This is a genomic window from Leclercia sp. EC_58, assembly GCF_019584355.1.
In the GTDB taxonomy this organism is placed as follows: domain Bacteria; phylum Pseudomonadota; class Gammaproteobacteria; order Enterobacterales; family Enterobacteriaceae; genus Enterobacter.
In genome coordinates, this window is record NZ_VDAM01000001.1 from 4,572,714 (window position 1) to 4,589,540 (window position 16,827).

General features: G+C 55.2%; 20 protein-coding genes and 1 other RNA gene. 9 read left to right on the top strand and 12 right to left on the bottom strand.

Annotation, left to right across the window (positions count from 1 at the left end; translation table 11 throughout):
* The first annotated feature begins 55 nt into the window (after positions 1-55).
* Positions 56-541, top strand: coding sequence for a YfiR family protein (locus tag FHC51_RS22160; protein ID WP_220436745.1), 486 nt, complete (start codon positions 56-58; stop codon positions 539-541).
* Positions 534-1,754 (top strand): diguanylate cyclase DgcN, encoded by a 1,221-nt coding sequence (dgcN, locus tag FHC51_RS22165; protein WP_220436615.1) that lies wholly within the window; start codon positions 534-536, stop codon positions 1,752-1,754. The genes FHC51_RS22160 and dgcN overlap by 8 nt, the downstream gene beginning before the upstream one ends.
* Here dgcN and FHC51_RS22170 read toward each other — a convergent pair.
* The 7 genes from FHC51_RS22170 to ffh all read right to left on the bottom strand — a co-directional run bounded on the left by FHC51_RS22170 (position 1,738) and on the right by ffh (position 7,282).
* Positions 1,738-3,105 carry a PepSY domain-containing protein gene (locus FHC51_RS22170; protein WP_220436616.1) on the bottom strand — a complete coding sequence of 456 codons (1,368 nt, stop codon included), beginning with the start codon at positions 3,103-3,105 and terminating at the stop codon, positions 1,738-1,740. The two genes, dgcN and FHC51_RS22170, sit on opposite strands and share 17 nt — an antisense overlap.
* Positions 3,106-3,157: 52 nt before the next feature.
* Complete coding sequence (locus tag FHC51_RS22175; RefSeq protein WP_255410157.1) at positions 3,158-3,553, bottom strand: DUF2946 domain-containing protein; 396 nt, start codon at positions 3,551-3,553, stop codon at positions 3,158-3,160.
* 130 nt (positions 3,554-3,683) lie between these two features.
* Positions 3,684-4,031: a 50S ribosomal protein L19 gene (gene rplS, locus FHC51_RS22180; RefSeq protein ID WP_002914145.1), complete on the bottom strand. Its 348-nt coding sequence runs from the start codon at positions 4,029-4,031 to the stop codon at positions 3,684-3,686.
* 41 nt (positions 4,032-4,072) lie between these two features.
* A complete protein-coding gene (gene trmD / locus FHC51_RS22185; protein WP_103822530.1) occupies positions 4,073-4,840 on the bottom strand; it encodes a tRNA (guanosine(37)-N1)-methyltransferase TrmD in 768 nt (255 codons plus the stop codon).
* Between the two features lie 30 nt (positions 4,841-4,870).
* Positions 4,871-5,410 carry a ribosome maturation factor RimM gene (gene rimM / locus FHC51_RS22190; RefSeq protein WP_301564410.1) on the bottom strand — a complete coding sequence of 180 codons (540 nt, stop codon included), beginning with the start codon at positions 5,408-5,410 and terminating at the stop codon, positions 4,871-4,873.
* Positions 5,411-5,425: 15 nt separating this feature from the next.
* The gene (gene rpsP, locus FHC51_RS22195; RefSeq protein ID WP_003863133.1) at positions 5,426-5,674 is read right to left on the bottom strand and encodes a 30S ribosomal protein S16; all 249 of its coding nucleotides are present in this window, start codon (positions 5,672-5,674) and stop codon (positions 5,426-5,428) included.
* A gap of 246 nt (positions 5,675-5,920) precedes the next feature.
* Positions 5,921-7,282 (bottom strand): signal recognition particle protein, encoded by a 1,362-nt coding sequence (gene ffh, locus FHC51_RS22200; RefSeq protein ID WP_103180786.1) that lies wholly within the window; start codon positions 7,280-7,282, stop codon positions 5,921-5,923.
* A gap of 166 nt (positions 7,283-7,448) precedes the next feature.
* On the opposite strand from ffh, the gene FHC51_RS22205 reads away from it, so the two are divergent.
* Together FHC51_RS22205 and FHC51_RS22210 are read left to right on the top strand one after the other, a co-directional pair.
* Positions 7,449-8,240, top strand: a complete 792-nt coding sequence (locus FHC51_RS22205) for an inner membrane protein YpjD (protein WP_103822531.1) — start codon at positions 7,449-7,451, stop codon at positions 8,238-8,240.
* Positions 8,241-8,258: 18 nt separating this feature from the next.
* Entirely contained in the window at positions 8,259-9,545 is a 1,287-nt protein-coding gene (locus FHC51_RS22210; protein ID WP_114385930.1) for an HlyC/CorC family transporter, read from the top strand.
* A 53-nt stretch (positions 9,546-9,598) separates the two neighbouring features.
* Here FHC51_RS22210 and grpE read toward each other — a convergent pair whose 3' ends face one another.
* Positions 9,599-10,192 (bottom strand): nucleotide exchange factor GrpE, encoded by a 594-nt coding sequence (gene grpE, locus FHC51_RS22215; RefSeq protein WP_139156362.1) that lies wholly within the window; start codon positions 10,190-10,192, stop codon positions 9,599-9,601.
* A 121-nt stretch (positions 10,193-10,313) separates the two neighbouring features.
* On the opposite strand from grpE, the gene nadK reads away from it, so the two are divergent.
* From nadK to bamE, 3 genes are all read left to right on the top strand, one after another.
* A complete protein-coding gene (gene nadK / locus FHC51_RS22220) occupies positions 10,314-11,192 on the top strand; it encodes an NAD(+) kinase (protein WP_103180790.1) in 879 nt (292 codons plus the stop codon).
* A gap of 85 nt (positions 11,193-11,277) precedes the next feature.
* Positions 11,278-12,939: a DNA repair protein RecN gene (gene recN, locus FHC51_RS22225; protein WP_220436617.1), complete on the top strand. Its 1,662-nt coding sequence runs from the start codon at positions 11,278-11,280 to the stop codon at positions 12,937-12,939.
* Between the two features lie 151 nt (positions 12,940-13,090).
* Positions 13,091-13,432 carry an outer membrane protein assembly factor BamE gene (bamE, locus tag FHC51_RS22230; RefSeq protein WP_114317035.1) on the top strand — a complete coding sequence of 114 codons (342 nt, stop codon included), beginning with the start codon at positions 13,091-13,093 and terminating at the stop codon, positions 13,430-13,432.
* 94 nt (positions 13,433-13,526) lie between these two features.
* Here bamE and FHC51_RS22235 read toward each other — a convergent pair whose 3' ends face one another.
* Both FHC51_RS22235 and FHC51_RS22240 read right to left on the bottom strand, forming a co-directional pair.
* Positions 13,527-13,814, bottom strand: coding sequence for an RnfH family protein (locus FHC51_RS22235; protein WP_168194457.1), 288 nt, complete (start codon positions 13,812-13,814; stop codon positions 13,527-13,529).
* Positions 13,804-14,241: a type II toxin-antitoxin system RatA family toxin gene (locus FHC51_RS22240; RefSeq protein WP_197080107.1), complete on the bottom strand. Its 438-nt coding sequence runs from the start codon at positions 14,239-14,241 to the stop codon at positions 13,804-13,806. The genes FHC51_RS22235 and FHC51_RS22240 overlap by 11 nt, the downstream gene beginning before the upstream one ends.
* 156 nt (positions 14,242-14,397) lie before the next feature.
* Here FHC51_RS22240 and smpB point away from each other — a divergent pair, with 156 nt between their 5' ends.
* Complete coding sequence (gene smpB / locus FHC51_RS22245) at positions 14,398-14,880, top strand: SsrA-binding protein SmpB (RefSeq protein ID WP_103180795.1); 483 nt, start codon at positions 14,398-14,400, stop codon at positions 14,878-14,880.
* A 90-nt stretch (positions 14,881-14,970) separates the two neighbouring features.
* Positions 14,971-15,334, top strand: a transfer-messenger RNA (tmRNA) gene (gene ssrA, locus FHC51_RS22250).
* Between the two features lie 126 nt (positions 15,335-15,460).
* Here the strand turns inward: ssrA and FHC51_RS22255 are convergent.
* Entirely contained in the window at positions 15,461-15,751 is a 291-nt protein-coding gene (locus FHC51_RS22255; protein ID WP_220436746.1) for a putative quinol monooxygenase, read from the bottom strand.
* Between the two features lie 16 nt (positions 15,752-15,767).
* Positions 15,768-16,769, bottom strand: coding sequence for a zinc-binding alcohol dehydrogenase family protein (locus FHC51_RS22260; protein WP_220436618.1), 1,002 nt, complete (start codon positions 16,767-16,769; stop codon positions 15,768-15,770).
* Between the last annotated feature and the right edge of the window lie 58 nt (positions 16,770-16,827).

Below are 16,827 nucleotides of genomic sequence, written 5' to 3' on the forward strand. Positions count from 1 at the left end.
GATTCTGGTGGGTAACTATTTTCTCATATCCGGATGTCGGGTAGCGCTGCTGCTGATGCTGTTAATATCCTGCGGACACGCTATTGGCGGATCATTATCCAGAACGGACAAATCGGTACGTTCAATTGTCTCCGGGATCGTCAGTTATACCCGCTGGCCCACCCTCTCTGGCCAGCCAACCCTGTGCATTTTCGCCTCTTCCCGCTACGTTGAGGCGCTCAGTACCGATGGCCCGGACACGCTGCCCTATATCCCCGTCATTATCCATAGCGATCAAGAGGCACTGAGTGCAGGATGCCATGCGCTCTATTTTGGCAGTGAGCCTCCCCACGCCCAACTTGAATTAAGCACAGCATTTAATGCCAGACCGTTACTCCTCATTGCGGAGCAAAATTCGCAGTGTCTTACAGGCAGCGCTTTTTGCCTGATAATAGACGATAGACAGGTCAGATTTGCCGTCAATATGAATGTGCTGTCGCGCAGCGGAGTCCGGGTTAGTCCTGATGTGTTAATGCTTGCATGGAATACAAAGCATGAATAAGGAATTTACTTCAGCGCCGCGTCCAACTTTCAAAAGAACCCTCAGGCGCATCAGTATAATTAGTGTTCTCATTACCATGACGCTGGTCTGGTTATTATTGTCTATTGCTTCGGTATTCACGCTGAAACAGTACGCGCAACGAAACCTTGAATTAACCAGCGCCACGGTGAGTCGCAGCCTGGAGGCGACGCTGGTATTTAATGATACCGCCGCCGCTCACGAAGCGCTGGCCACACTCGGCAAACAGGGGCAATTCTCGTCAGCAATATTGCTGGACCGCCACGATAACCCTTTTGCGGCGTGGTCAATGGAGCCAGACGTGCAGGCGGATCCCCTGAGTCAGCTGGTCAGCCAGTGGTTATTCCCCCAGCCCATCAGACAGCGCGTCTGGCACAACAACCTGCCGATTGGTGAGTTACGCCTTACCGCACGTGACAGCCTGATTAGTCACTTTCTCTGGACGTCTTTGGCCGTATTAACCGGCTGCATCCTGTTTGCCTCCCTGGTGGCGTTAGCGATCACCCGCACCCTGCACAATGGCGTGGTCACCGCCCTGCAAAACATTACCGAGGTGGTGCATGATGTCCGTACGAACCGGAATTTCTCCCGCCGGGTGCCAGAGGAGCGTATTGATGAATTTCATCGTTTCGGTCAGGACTTCAACAGCCTGCTGGATGAAATGGAGGAGTGGCAGCGCAAGTTACAGGCGAAAAACGCCCAGCTGCTGCGCACTGCCATGCACGACCCGCTCACCGGGCTGGCGAATCGGGCCGCTTTTCGTACCCGCATCTCGGCCCTGATGAGTGACGCCTCCTCGCGGGCTAACACCGCCCTGCTCTTCCTGGATTGCGATGACTTCAAGCTGATTAACGATACCTGGGGGCACGCCGCGGGTGACGATGTGCTGATTGAAGTGGCCCGCCGCATGGTCGAATTCAGCGGCGGGCGTCATCAGCCCTATCGTCTGGGCGGGGATGAATTTGCCATCATTCTGTATGGCGTCCACTCGGAGTACGAGGTTCTGCGCCTTTGCGCTGCACTGACGCAGCAGTTCAGCCCCTCATATGACCTGCAAAACGGACTCAGCACCAGAATGTCGCTCAGCATTGGCTTCGCGCTAAGCTGGGAACACCATTCCGTTGAAGCGTTGCTCGATCAAGCCGACCGGAATATGTATCTGGTGAAGCATCAGCGTCCTAGAAATTCTGCGTAGAAGACAACGCCGCTGATGCCGCGCGCCAGCGCAGCCAGTCAATGATGACAAACAGCGCCAGGCTGCATCCCATTACTGGCATCGCCATCCCCAGTAAAAAGGCGATAGCGAAAGAGAGTATGCGGCCCCACAGCGGCAACGCCAGCCAGCTCTGACACAGCGTCTGTGCCGGATTGGTTGCCGTCTGGCGGGGTCTTCGCATCCACCACATCCGGTATCCCCAGACAATCATCACACACAGCGCGAGGCCAAAGGCGATCAGCACCAGCTGGTTTGGCAGGCCAAACAGCACCCCCATATGGAAATCCACACCCCAGCGGGTCAGTTTGGCCATCAGTGGGAAATCCGCAAAGCGGGTCCTATCGATCACCGTCAGGGTCGCCGGGTCAACAGCCACCGCGTCCACCTGCGTCGGCCAGCCGCGATCGATCTCCGATACCGTCCACGCCGTGGTAGCGCTCTTCGCCGGGCGGATCTCTAGCTTCGTGGCATCAATACCTGCTGCATTAGCCGCTTTCATTACACCGTCATACAATGCCAGGTCGGGCTTCATCTGCGGCATGGGCATCGACATGTGGTGGCCATGATGATCGGCATGGGGATCGGCGACCTCCGCCGGACCGTGCAGCTGCGTGTTCACCTGCGGCGTGAGCCAGTTCATCTGCGCACGCAGTTTATCCACGTTGCCGCCCGCCCACTGGGACCAGGTCAGGCCGGTAGCCGAGAACAACAGCATCCCCAGCAGCAGACACCAGCCGAGGGAGACGTGCAGCCGACGGTGGTTCTGGAAGCGGTTATTGATGCGACGTTTTGGCCGGGTATAGAACCACAGCGCGATCCCTCCCAGCGCAGCAATCCACATCCATGACGCGGCCAGCTCGCTGTAAATACGCCCCACATCGCCCAGCAGTAATGACCGATGCAGATAATCAATCTTCTGGCGTAACGGCAGGATACCGCTGGTGCCATAGACGGTCATATCGCCGCGCACCTCCAGGCTGACCGGATCGATAAAGATGGCCCGGTTCTCCGAAGCGTTCAGCGCTGGGTCGGCATACATTACCCAGGTGGTTTCACCTGCGACCAGGCCCGGACGTACCGCATGCAGAGGTAGCTCTCCGCCGGTGACCTTTTCTGCGACCGCAATCTGTTCAGCAAGGGGACGCGCTTCTCCCTCGGTCTCGCTGAACAGGGCATGATGATAAAGCGCATTTTCCAGCTGCGGCGTAGCGACATAGAGCGTACCCGAGAGCGCAGCGATAAAGATAAACGGCCCGACAAACAGACCAATATAGAAGTGAAGACGACGCAGCAGGTTGCCCCAGGCTGCGCGCGATGTGCAGGTAGTCATGCTTTCCCTTTTTCAGGCAATAGATTATCGGTACACCGGGGTGTACGTTTTTTTACATGGAATAAGCAGACAGGTGCGGCGGTGCGCGGGTATCGGGGCAGAGCCAGGGGAAGAAGTGCCAGTGGCGAACAGAGGGGCGCGGCGGCGTCAGGCGCTGCCTGAGTAATACCGCGCACAGCAGCATCACCAGCGCCAGAATCACACCCGGCACGTGAGCCAGCAGCACGCAGTAACCGCAGGCTTCGGCATGGTCGACAGGCATGCTTTCAGGCGGGGCATGGTGCTCCGCCATCATGCTCATGTCATGGTGCATGCCGGGCATCGCGCTCATAGGATCTTTTTGCAACGAGACAGAAACCAGCGGCGCAAAGACGATCATCAGGATCGCAAATAACGCGAGACCTGCCGCGATACGTTGCCATTTTGTCTGATGCTGTTGAGTCGTCACTTACCCTCCGTTAGAGCAGGGGCATTGTAAACGATTTATGTCGAAGAAGTTAATGCGCAGGGCACAGAGAGATAAAAAAAGGGCCGGCCATTCGGCCAGCCCTTTTTACAGGATGTCGCTTAAGCGAATCTTAGTTCAGACGCTCTTTAATACGAGCAGACTTACCAGTACGCTCACGCAGGTAGTACAGTTTAGCTTTACGTACAGCACCACGACGTTTAACAGCAATGCTGTCAACTACCGGAGAGTGAGTCTGGAAGACACGCTCAACGCCTTCGCCGTTGGAAATTTTACGAACAGTGAATGCAGAGTGCAGACCGCGGTTACGGATAGCGATAACCACGCCCTCAAATGCCTGCAGACGTTTTTTGGAACCTTCAACAACCCATACTTTCACTTCCACGGTATCACCCGGACGGAAGGAAGGTACGTCCTGCTTCATCTGCTCTTGTTCAAGTTGCTTAATAATGTTGCTCATAATTTAATCTCTTATCCTGGGTAAACTGATATTTGGGGGCCTCAGGCCATCCCATCATGTTTCTGCTGCTGGTGCGCATGTTCAGTTTTGAACTCGCCCAGCAACTTTGCTTGCTCTTCAGTCAGAGCCAGGTTTTCCAGAAGTTCAGGTCTTCTAAGCCAGGTACGGCCCAGCGACTGCTTCAGGCGCCAGCGACGAATCTCGGCATGGTTTCCCGACAGTAATACTGGCGGTACCTCCATCCCTTCTAACACTTCAGGACGGGTATAGTGTGGACAGTCCAGCAATCCATCAGCAAAAGAGTCTTCTGTTGCTGAAGCTTCATGGCCCAGAACCCCCGGAATAAACCGGGAAACCGAGTCAATCAGCGTCATTGCCGGTAACTCACCACCGCTGAGAACGTAATCGCCGATAGACCATTCTTCGTCAATCTCGGTTTGAATTACGCGCTCATCTATCCCTTCGTAGCGACCACACACCAGAATCAGTTTCTGATTCGTTGCCAGTTCGCTGACGCCCGCTTGATCAAGCTTGCGTCCCTGAGGTGACAGATAAATCACCTTTGCGCCTTCACCTGCCGCGGCTTTTGCTGCTGCGATGGCATCCCGCAAGGGTTGAACCATCATGAGCATCCCCGGTCCGCCGCCGTAAGGACGATCGTCCACGGTACGGTGCCGGTCATGCGTGAAGTCACGTGGACTCCAGCTCTCGATGCTCAGCAGGCCATTTTTTACTGCCCGGCCAGTTACCCCGTAATCAGTAATCGCGCGGAACATTTCAGGAAACAGGCTAATAATGCCAATCCACATAGCGCCGTCTTTTACCGTTTTCAGGAGAATTTAAAAACCAGGATCCCAATCTACTTCGATAGTACGAGTAGCGAGATCGACTTTCTTGATAACCTGCCCATCGAGGAACGGAACCAGCCGCTCCTTGATACCAAACGCATCTTTCAGGTTTGCCTTAATGACGAGAACGTCATTGGATCCGGTTTCCATCATATCGATGACTTTCCCCAGACCGTAACCTTCAGTCGTGACTACCTGGCAACCCATAAGGTCTTTCCAGTAGTAGTCACCCTCTTCCAGCTGTGGCAACTGCGACGAATCGACGACAATTTCACAATTAGTCAGCGCATTCGCGGCATCACGATCGTCAACGCCTTTCAGCTTGATGATGATGTCCTGATTGTGGTGACGCCAGCTTTCCAGCTCGACCTCTTCCCACTTACCGGCCTTCTGGATAAACCAGGGCTGATAGTCAAAAATGCTTTCGGCGTCTTCGGTGGAGGAAAACACTCTGAGCCAACCACGGATACCGTAGCAAGAACCCATTTTGCCCAATACAATCGGTTCAACAGGTGCTTTTTTGCTCATCATGACCACCGTGACAGATTAAGCTGCTTTGTTTGCTGCTTTGATCAGCGTAGCAACGCGATCGGAAACAGTAGCGCCCTGGCCAACCCAGTGAGCGATACGATCCAGATCCAGACGGGTTTCTTCTTCTGCGCCAGCGGCCAGTGGGTTGAAGAAACCAACGCGCTCGATGAAGCGACCGTTGCGTGCATTACGGCTGTCGGTGACAACAACCTGGTAGAACGGACGCTTTTTCGCGCCGTGACGTGCTAAACGAATAGTTACCATAACATCCTCTTGTGTGAATAAAACACCGGGCCCCATCGAGGGAAGGAGCCCGGTGTCATATTAAAAGCCCGAAAATTTTACTGATTTCTGGGGAAAATGCAATCAACAGTTGCTAATCCGCCGTAAAAGGTCGTCGGCGGTGCAGTCAGTTCGGTGCCGGCGTGCGCGCAGCCACCGGAGCGTACACATAGTACGTAAGGATGGCGAGCACACCCCGGTGCCGAAATGGCAAACAAGCCAGGCCTTTTAGCGGCCAGGGAATCCTGGGGGCATCATGCCCTTCATCCCGCGCATCATCTTGGCCATACCGCCCTTCTTCATCTTCTTCATCATGCGCTGCATGTCGTCGAACTGCTTCAGAAGACGGTTAACGTCCTGAACCTGCATCCCACAACCCGCCGCGATACGGCGTTTACGGGAGCCTTTGATGATTTCCGGCTTCGCGCGCTCTTTCAGCGTCATGGAGTTGATAATCGCCTCCATACGCACCAGGACCTTGTCGTCCATCTGCGCTTTTACGTTATCCGGAATTTGTCCCATGCCCGGCAGCTTGCCCATCAGGCTCGCCATACCGCCCATGTTTTTCATCTGACGCAGCTGCTCCAGGAAGTCGGTCAGATCGAAGCCGTCGCCTTTTTTCAGCTTGGAGGCCAGTTTCTCGGCCTGGGCACGGTCAACCTTGCTCTCAATATCTTCGATCAGCGACAGCACGTCGCCCATGCCGAGGATACGGGAGGCAATACGGTCCGGGTGGAACGGCTCCAGCGCTTCGGTCTTTTCGCCGACGCCGAGGAATTTAATTGGCTTGCCGGTGATATGACGAATAGAGAGCGCCGCACCGCCGCGGGCGTCGCCGTCCACTTTGGTCAGCACCACGCCGGTTAACGGCAGCGCTTCGTTAAAGGCTTTTGCGGTATTGGCCGCATCCTGACCGGTCATGGCATCGACGACAAACAGGGTTTCTACCGGATTGATCGCGGCATGCACCTGTTTAATCTCGTCCATCATCGCTTCGTCAACGTGCAGACGACCGGCGGTATCCACCAGCAGCACGTCAAAGAACTTCAGCTTCGCCTCTTTCAGCGCCGCGTTCACGATATCGATCGGTTTCTGTCCGACATCGGACGGGAAGAACTCCACGCCAACCTGTTCGGCCAGGGTTTCCAGCTGTTTGATCGCCGCCGGGCGATAAACGTCGGCAGAGACGACCAGCACTTTCTTCTTGTGCTTCTCGCGCAGGAACTTACCCAGCTTACCAACGCTGGTGGTTTTACCCGCACCCTGCAGACCTGCCATCAGCACCACTGCGGGGGGTTGCGCTGCCAGGTTCAGGCTCTGGTTCTCTTCGCCCATCGCCGCAACCAGTTCGTTACGCACGATTTTGACGAACTCCTGACCCGGGGTCAGGCTCTTATTCACTTCATGACCAACCGCTTTTTCTTTTACACGGTTGATGAAATCACGGACGACAGGCAGCGCGACGTCTGCTTCGAGCAGCGCCATACGCACTTCGCGCAGCGTCTCTTTAATATTGTCTTCGGTAAGGCGTCCACGGCCGCTGATGTTGCGCAGCGTGCGCGACAAACGATCGGTTAAATTATCAAACATTGTCTCTCGCCTGGGGTAGAAACGTTAGGTCGCTGGCGCGACACGTACACAGAATTTTGCCGTAGTATAACATGAAGGCGCCTTTGTTGTTATGCAACGGTTGGAGCACGCCTCACGTAACGTTATACTGCATCTCTTTCTTATCAGGACAACTGTCGACACCTATATGCCTGTTTTCGCTTTGATCGCCCTCGTCGCGTACTCTGTCAGCCTTGCGCTGATCATTCCTGGCCTGTTACAAAAAAACAGCGGCTGGCGGCGAATGGCTATTTTGTCGGCGGTCATCGCGTTGATAAGCCACGCTTTTGCGCTCGAAGCGCGCATTTTGCCGGGCGACGGTAGCGGGCAGAACCTGAGCCTGCTTAACGTCGGCTCGCTGGTCAGCCTGATGATCTGTACGGTGATGACTATCGTGGCGTCGAAAAACCGCGGCTGGCTGCTGCTGCCCATTGTCTACGCCTTTGCGCTGATCAATCTGGCCTTTGCCACCTTCATGCCAAACGAGTTTATTACTCACCTTGAGACCACCCCGGGCATGATGGTGCATATTGGCCTGTCGCTGTTCTCTTATGCCACGCTGATTATTGCCGCGCTGTACGCGCTGCAGCTGGCCTGGATTGACTACCAGCTCAAAAATAAAAAGCTGGTCTTCAGCAACGAGATGCCGCCGCTGATGACCATTGAGCGTAAGATGTTCCACATCACCCAGGTTGGCGTAGTATTGCTGACGCTCACGCTGAGCACTGGCCTGTTTTATATGCACAATCTCTTCAGCATGGAGAATATCGACAAGGCCGTGCTCTCCATCATCGCGTGGTTTGTCTATATTGTCCTGTTATGGGGCCATTATCATGAAGGCTGGCGCGGTCGCCGCGTGGTCTGGTTCAACGTGGCGGGTGCAGGCCTCCTGACCCTTGCCTATTTTGGTAGCCGCGTCATCCAGCAATTTGCCAGCTAAGTAACAAAGGAGTTCCCCCTGGAACACATCTCCACTACCACGCTGATCGTTACCCTGATCGTCATGGTGGTTATCTCCGCCTATTTCTCCGGCTCGGAGACCGGCATGATGACGCTCAACCGTTACCGGTTACGTCATCGCGCCAAACAGGGTAACCGTGCCGCTCGACGTGTAGAAAAACTGCTGCGTAAGCCAGATCGCCTGATAAGCCTGGTGCTTATCGGCAATAACCTGGTCAACATTCTCGCCTCCGCGCTGGGCACCATTGTCGGCATGCGTCTCTACGGCAACGCCGGGGTCGCTATCGCCACCGGGGTGCTGACCTTTGTGGTGCTGGTCTTTGCTGAAGTGTTACCGAAGACCATCGCAGCCCTCTATCCCGAGAAGGTCGCCTATCCCAGCAGCTTCCTGCTGTCGCCTATGCTCGTTCTGATGATGCCGCTGGTCTGGCTGTTAAATGGTGTGACCCGGATCCTGATGCGCCTGATTGGTATCAAAGCGGATGTGGTGGTTAGCAGCGCGCTGAGCAAGGAAGAACTGCGCACCATCGTGCATGAGTCACGCTCGCAAATCTCCCGCCGTAATCAGGATATGCTGCTGTCAGTGCTGGATCTGGAGAAGGTGAGCGTGGACGACATCATGGTGCCGCGCAATGAGATCGTCGGTATCGACATTAACGACGACTGGAAAGCGATTGTCCGTCAGCTGACCCACTCCCCGCACGGCCGCATCGTGCTATACCGTGATTCGCTGGACGACACCATCAGCATGCTGCGCGTGCGTGAAGCATATCGTCTGATGACCGAGAAAAAAGAGTTCACCAAAGAGGTGATGCTGCGCGCGGCAGATGAGATTTACTACATCCCGGAAGGGACTCCCCTCAGCACCCAGCTGATTAAATTCCAGCGCAATAAAAAGAAAGTGGGTCTGGTGGTCGATGAGTATGGCGACATTCAGGGCCTGGTGACGGTAGAAGATATTCTGGAAGAGATTGTTGGCGACTTCACCACCTCCATGTCCCCTACCCTTGCCGAAGAGGTCACACCGCAAAATGACGGATCGGTGCTGATTGACGGTAGCGCGAACGTCCGTGAACTCAATAAAGCCTTTAACTGGCAGATGCCGGAAGAGGAAGCCCGAACCATCAACGGTATGATTCTGGAAGCGCTGGAGGAGATCCCGGCTGCAGGTACGCGGGTGCGGATTGGTCAGTACGATATTGATATCCTGGACGTGCAGGACAATATGATTAAGCAGGTCAAGGTCGTGCCGGTTAAACCGCTGAGGGAGAGCGTCGCGGAGTAAGATGTTGTAGGCCGGGTGAGGCGACGCCGCCACCCGGCACTACGGGAGGCGCATTACGCCTTTGCTTTCGCCACGGAGACCATCGCCGCGCGAATGGTACGACCGTTCAGGGTATAGCCTTTCTGCATCACCATCAGCACGTTGCCGGCAGCCACGTCCTCAGATTCCACCATCGCAATGGCCTGATGCACGTTCGGATCCATCGGTACGTTGGTATCGGCAACCACTTCCACACCGAACTTCCTCACTACGTCGAGCATGGATTTCAGCGTCAGCTCAATCCCTTCAACCATCGGTGCCATATCCGGGTTCGCTTTATCCGCTACTTCCAGCGCGCGATCCAGGCTGTCGATAACCGGTAGCAGTTCGTTGACGAATTTTTCCAGCGCAAATTTATGCGCTTTTTCAACGTCCAGCTCGGTACGGCGACGCAGGTTTTCCATTTCTGCTTTGATACGCAGGATGCCATCGCGCTCGCGGTTCTGGGCTTCAGCTAACTGCGCTTCCAGATTCGCAATTTTTTCATCGCGCGGATCCACCTGCTCAGCACCAGCCTCAGCCTCTACAGCCTCAACCTCTTCGTGCTGCTCCGTGATAATTTCTTCCGGGGCTTGCCCCTCAGGCGTTTTCTGTTCTTTACTACTCATGAATTTCTCCGCGTTTTTCTGCATTCAACTCGCTAACTTCGCTTATTATGGGGATCAGTTTCCGGGATTCAAGGGAACAAGCCACATTGTCATCATTCATTCGCACAAGGACCTTCAGAAAATGAGCAACCATTTCAAGTGTATTGGAATTGTCGGTCATCCACGTCACCCTACTGCGTTGACGACACATGAAATGCTCTATCGCTGGCTGTGCGCCAAAAATTATGACGTGATTGTAGAACAGCAAATTGCTCAGGAGCTGCAGTTAAAAAACGTTAAAACCGGCACGCTGGCGGAAATTGGACAGCAGGCCGACCTGGCCGTGGTGGTCGGTGGCGACGGCAATATGCTGGGCGCCGCCCGTACCCTCGCCCGCTACGATATTAAAGTCATTGGCATCAACCGTGGCAACCTGGGCTTTTTGACCGACCTCGACCCGGATAATGCCCAGCAGCAGCTCGCCGACGTGCTGGAAGGTCACTACATCACAGAAAAACGCTTTTTACTGGAGGCGCAGGTCTGCCAGCAGGATTGCCAGAAGCGGATCAGTACCGCTATCAACGAAGTGGTGCTGCACCCGGGCAAAGTGGCCCATATGATTGAGTTTGAAGTCTATATCGACGAAATCTTTGCCTTCTCGCAGCGCTCCGATGGGCTGATCATATCGACGCCGACCGGCTCGACAGCCTACTCGCTCTCGGCGGGCGGCCCGATCCTGACGCCTTCGCTGGATGCCATCACCCTGGTGCCGATGTTCCCGCATACCCTTTCAGCCCGCCCGCTGGTGATTAACAGCAGCAGCACCATTCGTCTGCGCTTTTCCCACCGCCGCAACGACCTGGAGATCAGCTGCGACAGCCAAATCGCGCTGCCTATTCAGGAAGGTGAAGATGTGCTGATCCGCCGCTGCGATTATCACCTGAATCTTATTCACCCTAAAGACTACAGCTATTTCAACACATTAAGCTCCAAGCTCGGCTGGTCGAAAAAATTGTTCTGAAATAGCATCCAGCACTTTACTGTATAAAAAACCAGATTATACTGTACACAAACACAGTTATGGTTTTTCATACAGGAAAACGTTTATGCTGGCACAACTGACCATCAGCAACTTCGCCATCGTTCGTGAGCTCGAAATTGATTTCAACAGCGGTATGACGGCTATCACCGGGGAGACCGGGGCCGGAAAATCTATTGCGATTGACGCGCTGGGGCTTTGCCTTGGTGGTCGTGCTGATGGCAGCATGGTACGCGCCGGTGCCAGCCGCGCCGATCTGTGCGCCCGTTTTTCCCTCAAGGACACTCCCGCCGCACTGCGCTGGCTTGAAGAAAACCAGCTTGAAGACGGACGTGAGTGCTTACTTCGCCGTGTTCTCAACAGTGATGGCCGCTCCCGTGGCTTTATTAACGGTACCGCGGTGCCACTCTCCCAACTGCGCGAGCTCGGCCAGCTGTTAATCCAGATCCACGGCCAGCATGCCCATCAGCAGCTTATCAAACCAGAACAGCAGAAATCGCTGCTCGACGGCTACGCCGGTGAGTCTGCGCTGATGCAGCTGATGGCTGCTCACTATCGTCAGTGGCATCAAAGCTGCCGCGAACTGGCGCTGAATCAACAGCAGAGCCAGGAACGCGCGGCCCGCGCCGAACTGCTGGCTTATCAGCTGAAAGAGTTAAACGAATTCAGCCCGCAGGCGGGAGAGTTTGAGCAGATTGACGAAGAGTACAAGCGCCTGGCCAACAGCGGCCAGCTGCTCTCCACCAGCCAGCAGGCGCTGAATTTGCTGGCCGATGGCGAAGATGTGAATCTGCAAAGCCAGCTGTATGCCGTACGCCAGCTTGTGACCGAACTGGCCGGTATGGACAGCAAAGTCTCTGGCATGCTCGATATGCTGGAAGAGGCGGCGATTCAGATCTCCGAAGCCAGCGACGAGCTGCGCCACTACTGCGAGCGACTGGATCTGGATCCTAACCGCCTGTTCGAGCTGGAACAGCGTATTTCGCGTCAGATCTCCCTTGCGCGCAAGCACCACGTTTCACCTGAAGAGTTGCCCAATTTTCACCAGTCCCTGCTTGATGAGCAGAATCAGCTCGACGATCAGGCCGACTCGCTGGAGACCCTCTCTCTGGCCGTCAGCGTCCATCATAAGCAGGCTCTGGAAACAGCGACGCAGCTGCACAACGTGCGTCAGCGCTATGCTCAGGAGCTGAGCCAGCACATCACCGAGAGCATGCATCTGCTGTCGATGCCTCACGGCGTCTTCACCATTGATGTCAAGTTCGAAGCCAACCACCTGACGGCTGAAGGCGCAGACCGCATTGAATTCCGGGTCACCACCAACCCGGGGCAACCGCTGCAGCCTATCTCCCGGGTCGCATCGGGCGGTGAGCTGTCGCGTATTGCCCTGGCGATTCAGGTGATCACCGCGAAGAAAATGGAAACCCCAGCGCTGATCTTCGATGAAGTGGACGTTGGTATCAGCGGCCCGACCGCGGCGGTAGTCGGTAAACTGCTGCGTCAGCTTGGCGAGTCCACCCAGGTAATGTGTGTGACCCACCTGCCGCAGGTAGCCGGTTGCGGCCACCATCACTTCTTTGTCAGCAAAGAGACCGATGGCGAGATGACCGAAACGCACATGCAGCCGCTGGACAAGCGCGCCCGTCTGCAGGAGCTGGCGCGTCTGCTGGGCGGCAGCGAAGTCACCCGCAATACGCTGGCGAATGCGAAAGAACTGCTGGCTGCGTAAACTTTTTCGGTATCTCAGGGTCATACAGAACAATAAAAACGCCGACAGACCGGCCGCCAGAGGTTTTAATGTGGTGAAAGGTCTATTATCATCGGCATATTACATATGAGCCGTCGCGTATTGCCCGGGCCCGAAAAGGAATCAAATCACTATGCGCTGTAAAACGCTGACCGCTGCCGCAGCGGTTCTTCTGATGATGACCGCAGGCTGCTCCACGCTGGAAAAAGTGGTTTACCGCCCTGACATCAACCAGGGGAACTATCTCGCACCTAACGATGTGTCTAAAATTCGCGTCGGTATGACGCAACAGCAGGTCGCTTATGCCCTGGGCACACCGATGATGTCCGATCCATTCGGCACCAACACCTGGTTCTACGTCTTCCGTCAGCAACCGGGCCACGAAAACGTGTCGCAGCAGACCCTGACGCTGACTTTCAACAGCAGCGGCGTTCTGACCAATATCGACAACAAACCAGCGCTCACCGACGAGTAAGGTTTCAGAAATGCAAAAGGTGCTCAATGAGCACCTTTTTTGTTTTATCTCGCTGCCTGTAGCCCCGGTAAGCGTAGCGCCGCTGGAAACCCGCTTATTTAGCCGCTTTCTCCGCACGCTGACGACGCAGCTCTTTTGGATCGGCAATCAGCGGACGGTAAATCTCGACTCGATCGCCATCTTTCAGGGTATCGGTTAGCTTCACCGGACGGCTGTAAATGCCGACTTTGTTTTTCGCCAGATCGATATCGCTTCGCAAGGTCAGCAGGCCAGAAGCATGGATCGCCTCTTCAACGGTCGCCCCCTCTTCCAGCGTAACGCGCTGCAGATACTGCTTTTCCGGCAGCGCGTAAGCCACTTCCACCACGATCTCAGGCTGCACTGTAGACCTCTTTGGCGCGCACGGTGAACGCCTGAACCATATTGGCCGCCAGCTCTTTGAAGATGCGGCCAAACGCCAGCTCAATCAGGGCGTTGGTAAACTCGAAGTCGAGATGGAATTCGATCCGGCAGGCATCGGCACTCAGCGGAACGAACTTCCATCCACCCATCAGTTTTTTGAAAGGACCGTCCACCAGATGCATCAGAATACTCTGGTTATTGGTCAGCGTGTTACGGGTAGTGAACGTTTTGCTGATCCCGGCCTTGGAGACATCCACTGCCGCCGTCATTTGCGTCGGGCCTGACTCCAGCACGCGGCTCCCGGTGCACCCCGGGATAAACTGCGGATATGACTGTACGTCATTCACTAACTGGTACATCTGTTCCACACTGTAAGGGACAAGCGCAGTACGACTAATCTGAGGCATAACATTTTTCCTGATCAAACAACCAACAAATAATAACATTTATCACCTGTTAAAAAAACGCTGAGCCTTATCTCATGCTAATATAGCGCGTTAGACCTCACAGGACGCAATGAGGTGACTTTTTGACATCAGATTACCTACGGCTTTACGACACTTATGACGAAGAAAAAAGCACATAAACCTGGCTCGGCAACCATTGCGCTCAACAAGCGTGCCCGCCACGAGTATTTCATCGAAGAAGAATTCGAAGCTGGCCTTGCACTGCAAGGCTGGGAAGTTAAATCGCTGCGCGCGGGTAAAGCCAACATCGGTGACAGCTACGTGATCTTTAAAGATGGCGAAGCCTTTCTGTTTGGCGCAAACTTTCAGCCGCTGACGGTCGCCTCTTCTCACTACGTCTGCGATCCGACCCGCACCCGTAAGCTGCTGCTGAACAAACGTGAGCTGGATTCGCTTTTCGGGCGTATCAACCGCGAAGGTTACACCGTGCTCGCCCTGTCGCTGTACTGGAAGAACGCCTGGTGCAAAGTGAAAATCGGCGTAGCAAAAGGTAAGAAGCAGCACGACAAGCGTAACGATGTGAAAGATCGCGAGTGGCAGGTCGATAAAGCGCGCATCATGAAGCACGCAGGCCGTTAATTTCCGGATACTTATTGAGCGATTCAATAAGTTAGCGTTCCGGGGTGGCAACCGGTCTGCAAATTCTGGTATACTTGCTGTAACACTATTGGGGCTGATTCTGGATTCGACGGGATTTGCGAAACCCAAGGTGCATGCCGAGGGGCGGTTTGCCTCGTAAAAAGCCGCAAAAAAATAGTCGCAAACGACGAAAACTACGCTTTAGCAGCTTAATAACCTGCTAAGAGCCCTCTCTCCCTAGCTTCCGCTCTTAAGACGGGGATCAAAGAGAGGTCAAACCCAAAAGAGATCGCGTGGAGGCCCTGCCTGGGGTTGAAGCGTTAAAACTAATCAGGCTAGTTTGTCAGTGGCGTGTCCGTCCGCAGCTGGCCAGCGAATGTAAAGACTGACTAAGCATGTAGTACCGAGGATGTAGAAATTTCGGACGCGGGTTCAACTCCCGCCAGCTCCACCAAAATTCTTTGTTAACGGTCACCAGAGCCTGATACAAAGTCCTGAAAGCCCGCAATGCGGGCTTTTTTGTTTCTACCGTCCCTCTATTTCAGTACTCCAACCTTCCCTACGTCCCTTAACGGAACCCTTAAGGCTCTACCGCCGTCAGGTAATCCAGCCGCAACGGCTCCGCCAGCAACTCATCCATCTGCAAGATAAAGGCCTGGAAATGGGGCAGCGCAATGTGAGCCTCTAATGCCTCCTGGCCTCGCCAGGCTTCCCGGACGTAAAAACAGTCCGGTGTGTCGCGCAGCTGAAACAGCTGATACTCAACGTTGCCCGGCTCCTGACGGGTCGGCAGCAGCAGCGCCTGTAAGGCCGCCTTCAGCGCGTCACGTTTGCCGGGCTTCGCTTTCAGAACCGCTATAAGCGAGATGATGTCAGAGGAGGCCATCTCAGAACCCCTCCAGTACAATCTTCCCGACCGCACGCCCGGTCTCGAGCTGCGCATGGGCCTTCTGCACATTCGCCGCCGTAATCGCCCCGTAATGCTCACCCAGCGTCGTGGTAAGCACCTGCTCGTCAATGAGATTTGCCACGCGGGTCAGCAGCTGGTGCTGGGCAATCATATCGGCGGTTTCAAACATGGACCGTGTGAACATAAACTCCCAGTGCAGGGAGATGCTCTTCGCCTTCAGCGGACGGGCGTCCAGCGTATCGGGATCGTCGATCAGCGCCAGTTTGCCCTGCGGCGCTAGCGCCTTAATAATCTCATCATAGTGCGCTGCGGTATGGGTCAGGCTGGCGACATGAGTGACCTCTTTGATGCCCGCGGCGGCTAATTCTTCCAACAGCGGTTTGCTGTGATCGATAACGTGATGCGCCCCCGCTTCCCGCACCCACTGCTGGCTTTCCGGGCGTGACGCCGTACCTACCACAGTCATTTTCGTCAGCTTGCGCGCCAACTGCACCAGGATGGACCCCACCCCGCCCGCCGCGCCGACAACCAGCAGCGTGTCGCCTTCATTACCCTGCTCCTGAATGCCCAGGCGATCGAACAGCATCTCCCATGCGGTGATAGCCGTTAATGGCATCGCGGCAGCGGAGGCGTTATCCAGGGTTTTTGGCTTCAGGGCGACAATGCGCTCGTCCACCAGCTGAAACTCGCTGTTGCTGCCAGGCCGTCCCAGCGCACCGGCATACCAGACTTCATCCCCGGGCGCGAAAAGCGTTACCGCCTCGCCCACCGCGGCCACCACGCCAACAGCATCCCAGCCGAGAACGCGCGGCGTATCGCCGGTAAAACCGGCGCGGACCTTGGTATCTACCGGGTTTACGGAGATGGCTTTCACTTCAATCAGCAGATCGTGTCCTGTCGCTTGCGGCTGCGGCAATTCGATATCCTGCAGGAACGCGATGTTGTCAGGGGCAGAACGGGTAATGGCAATGGCTTTCATAATCTCTCCGTCGTTTATCGTGTGTGTCGCAATAATGTGATGGTAAAGCGTAGCTGTG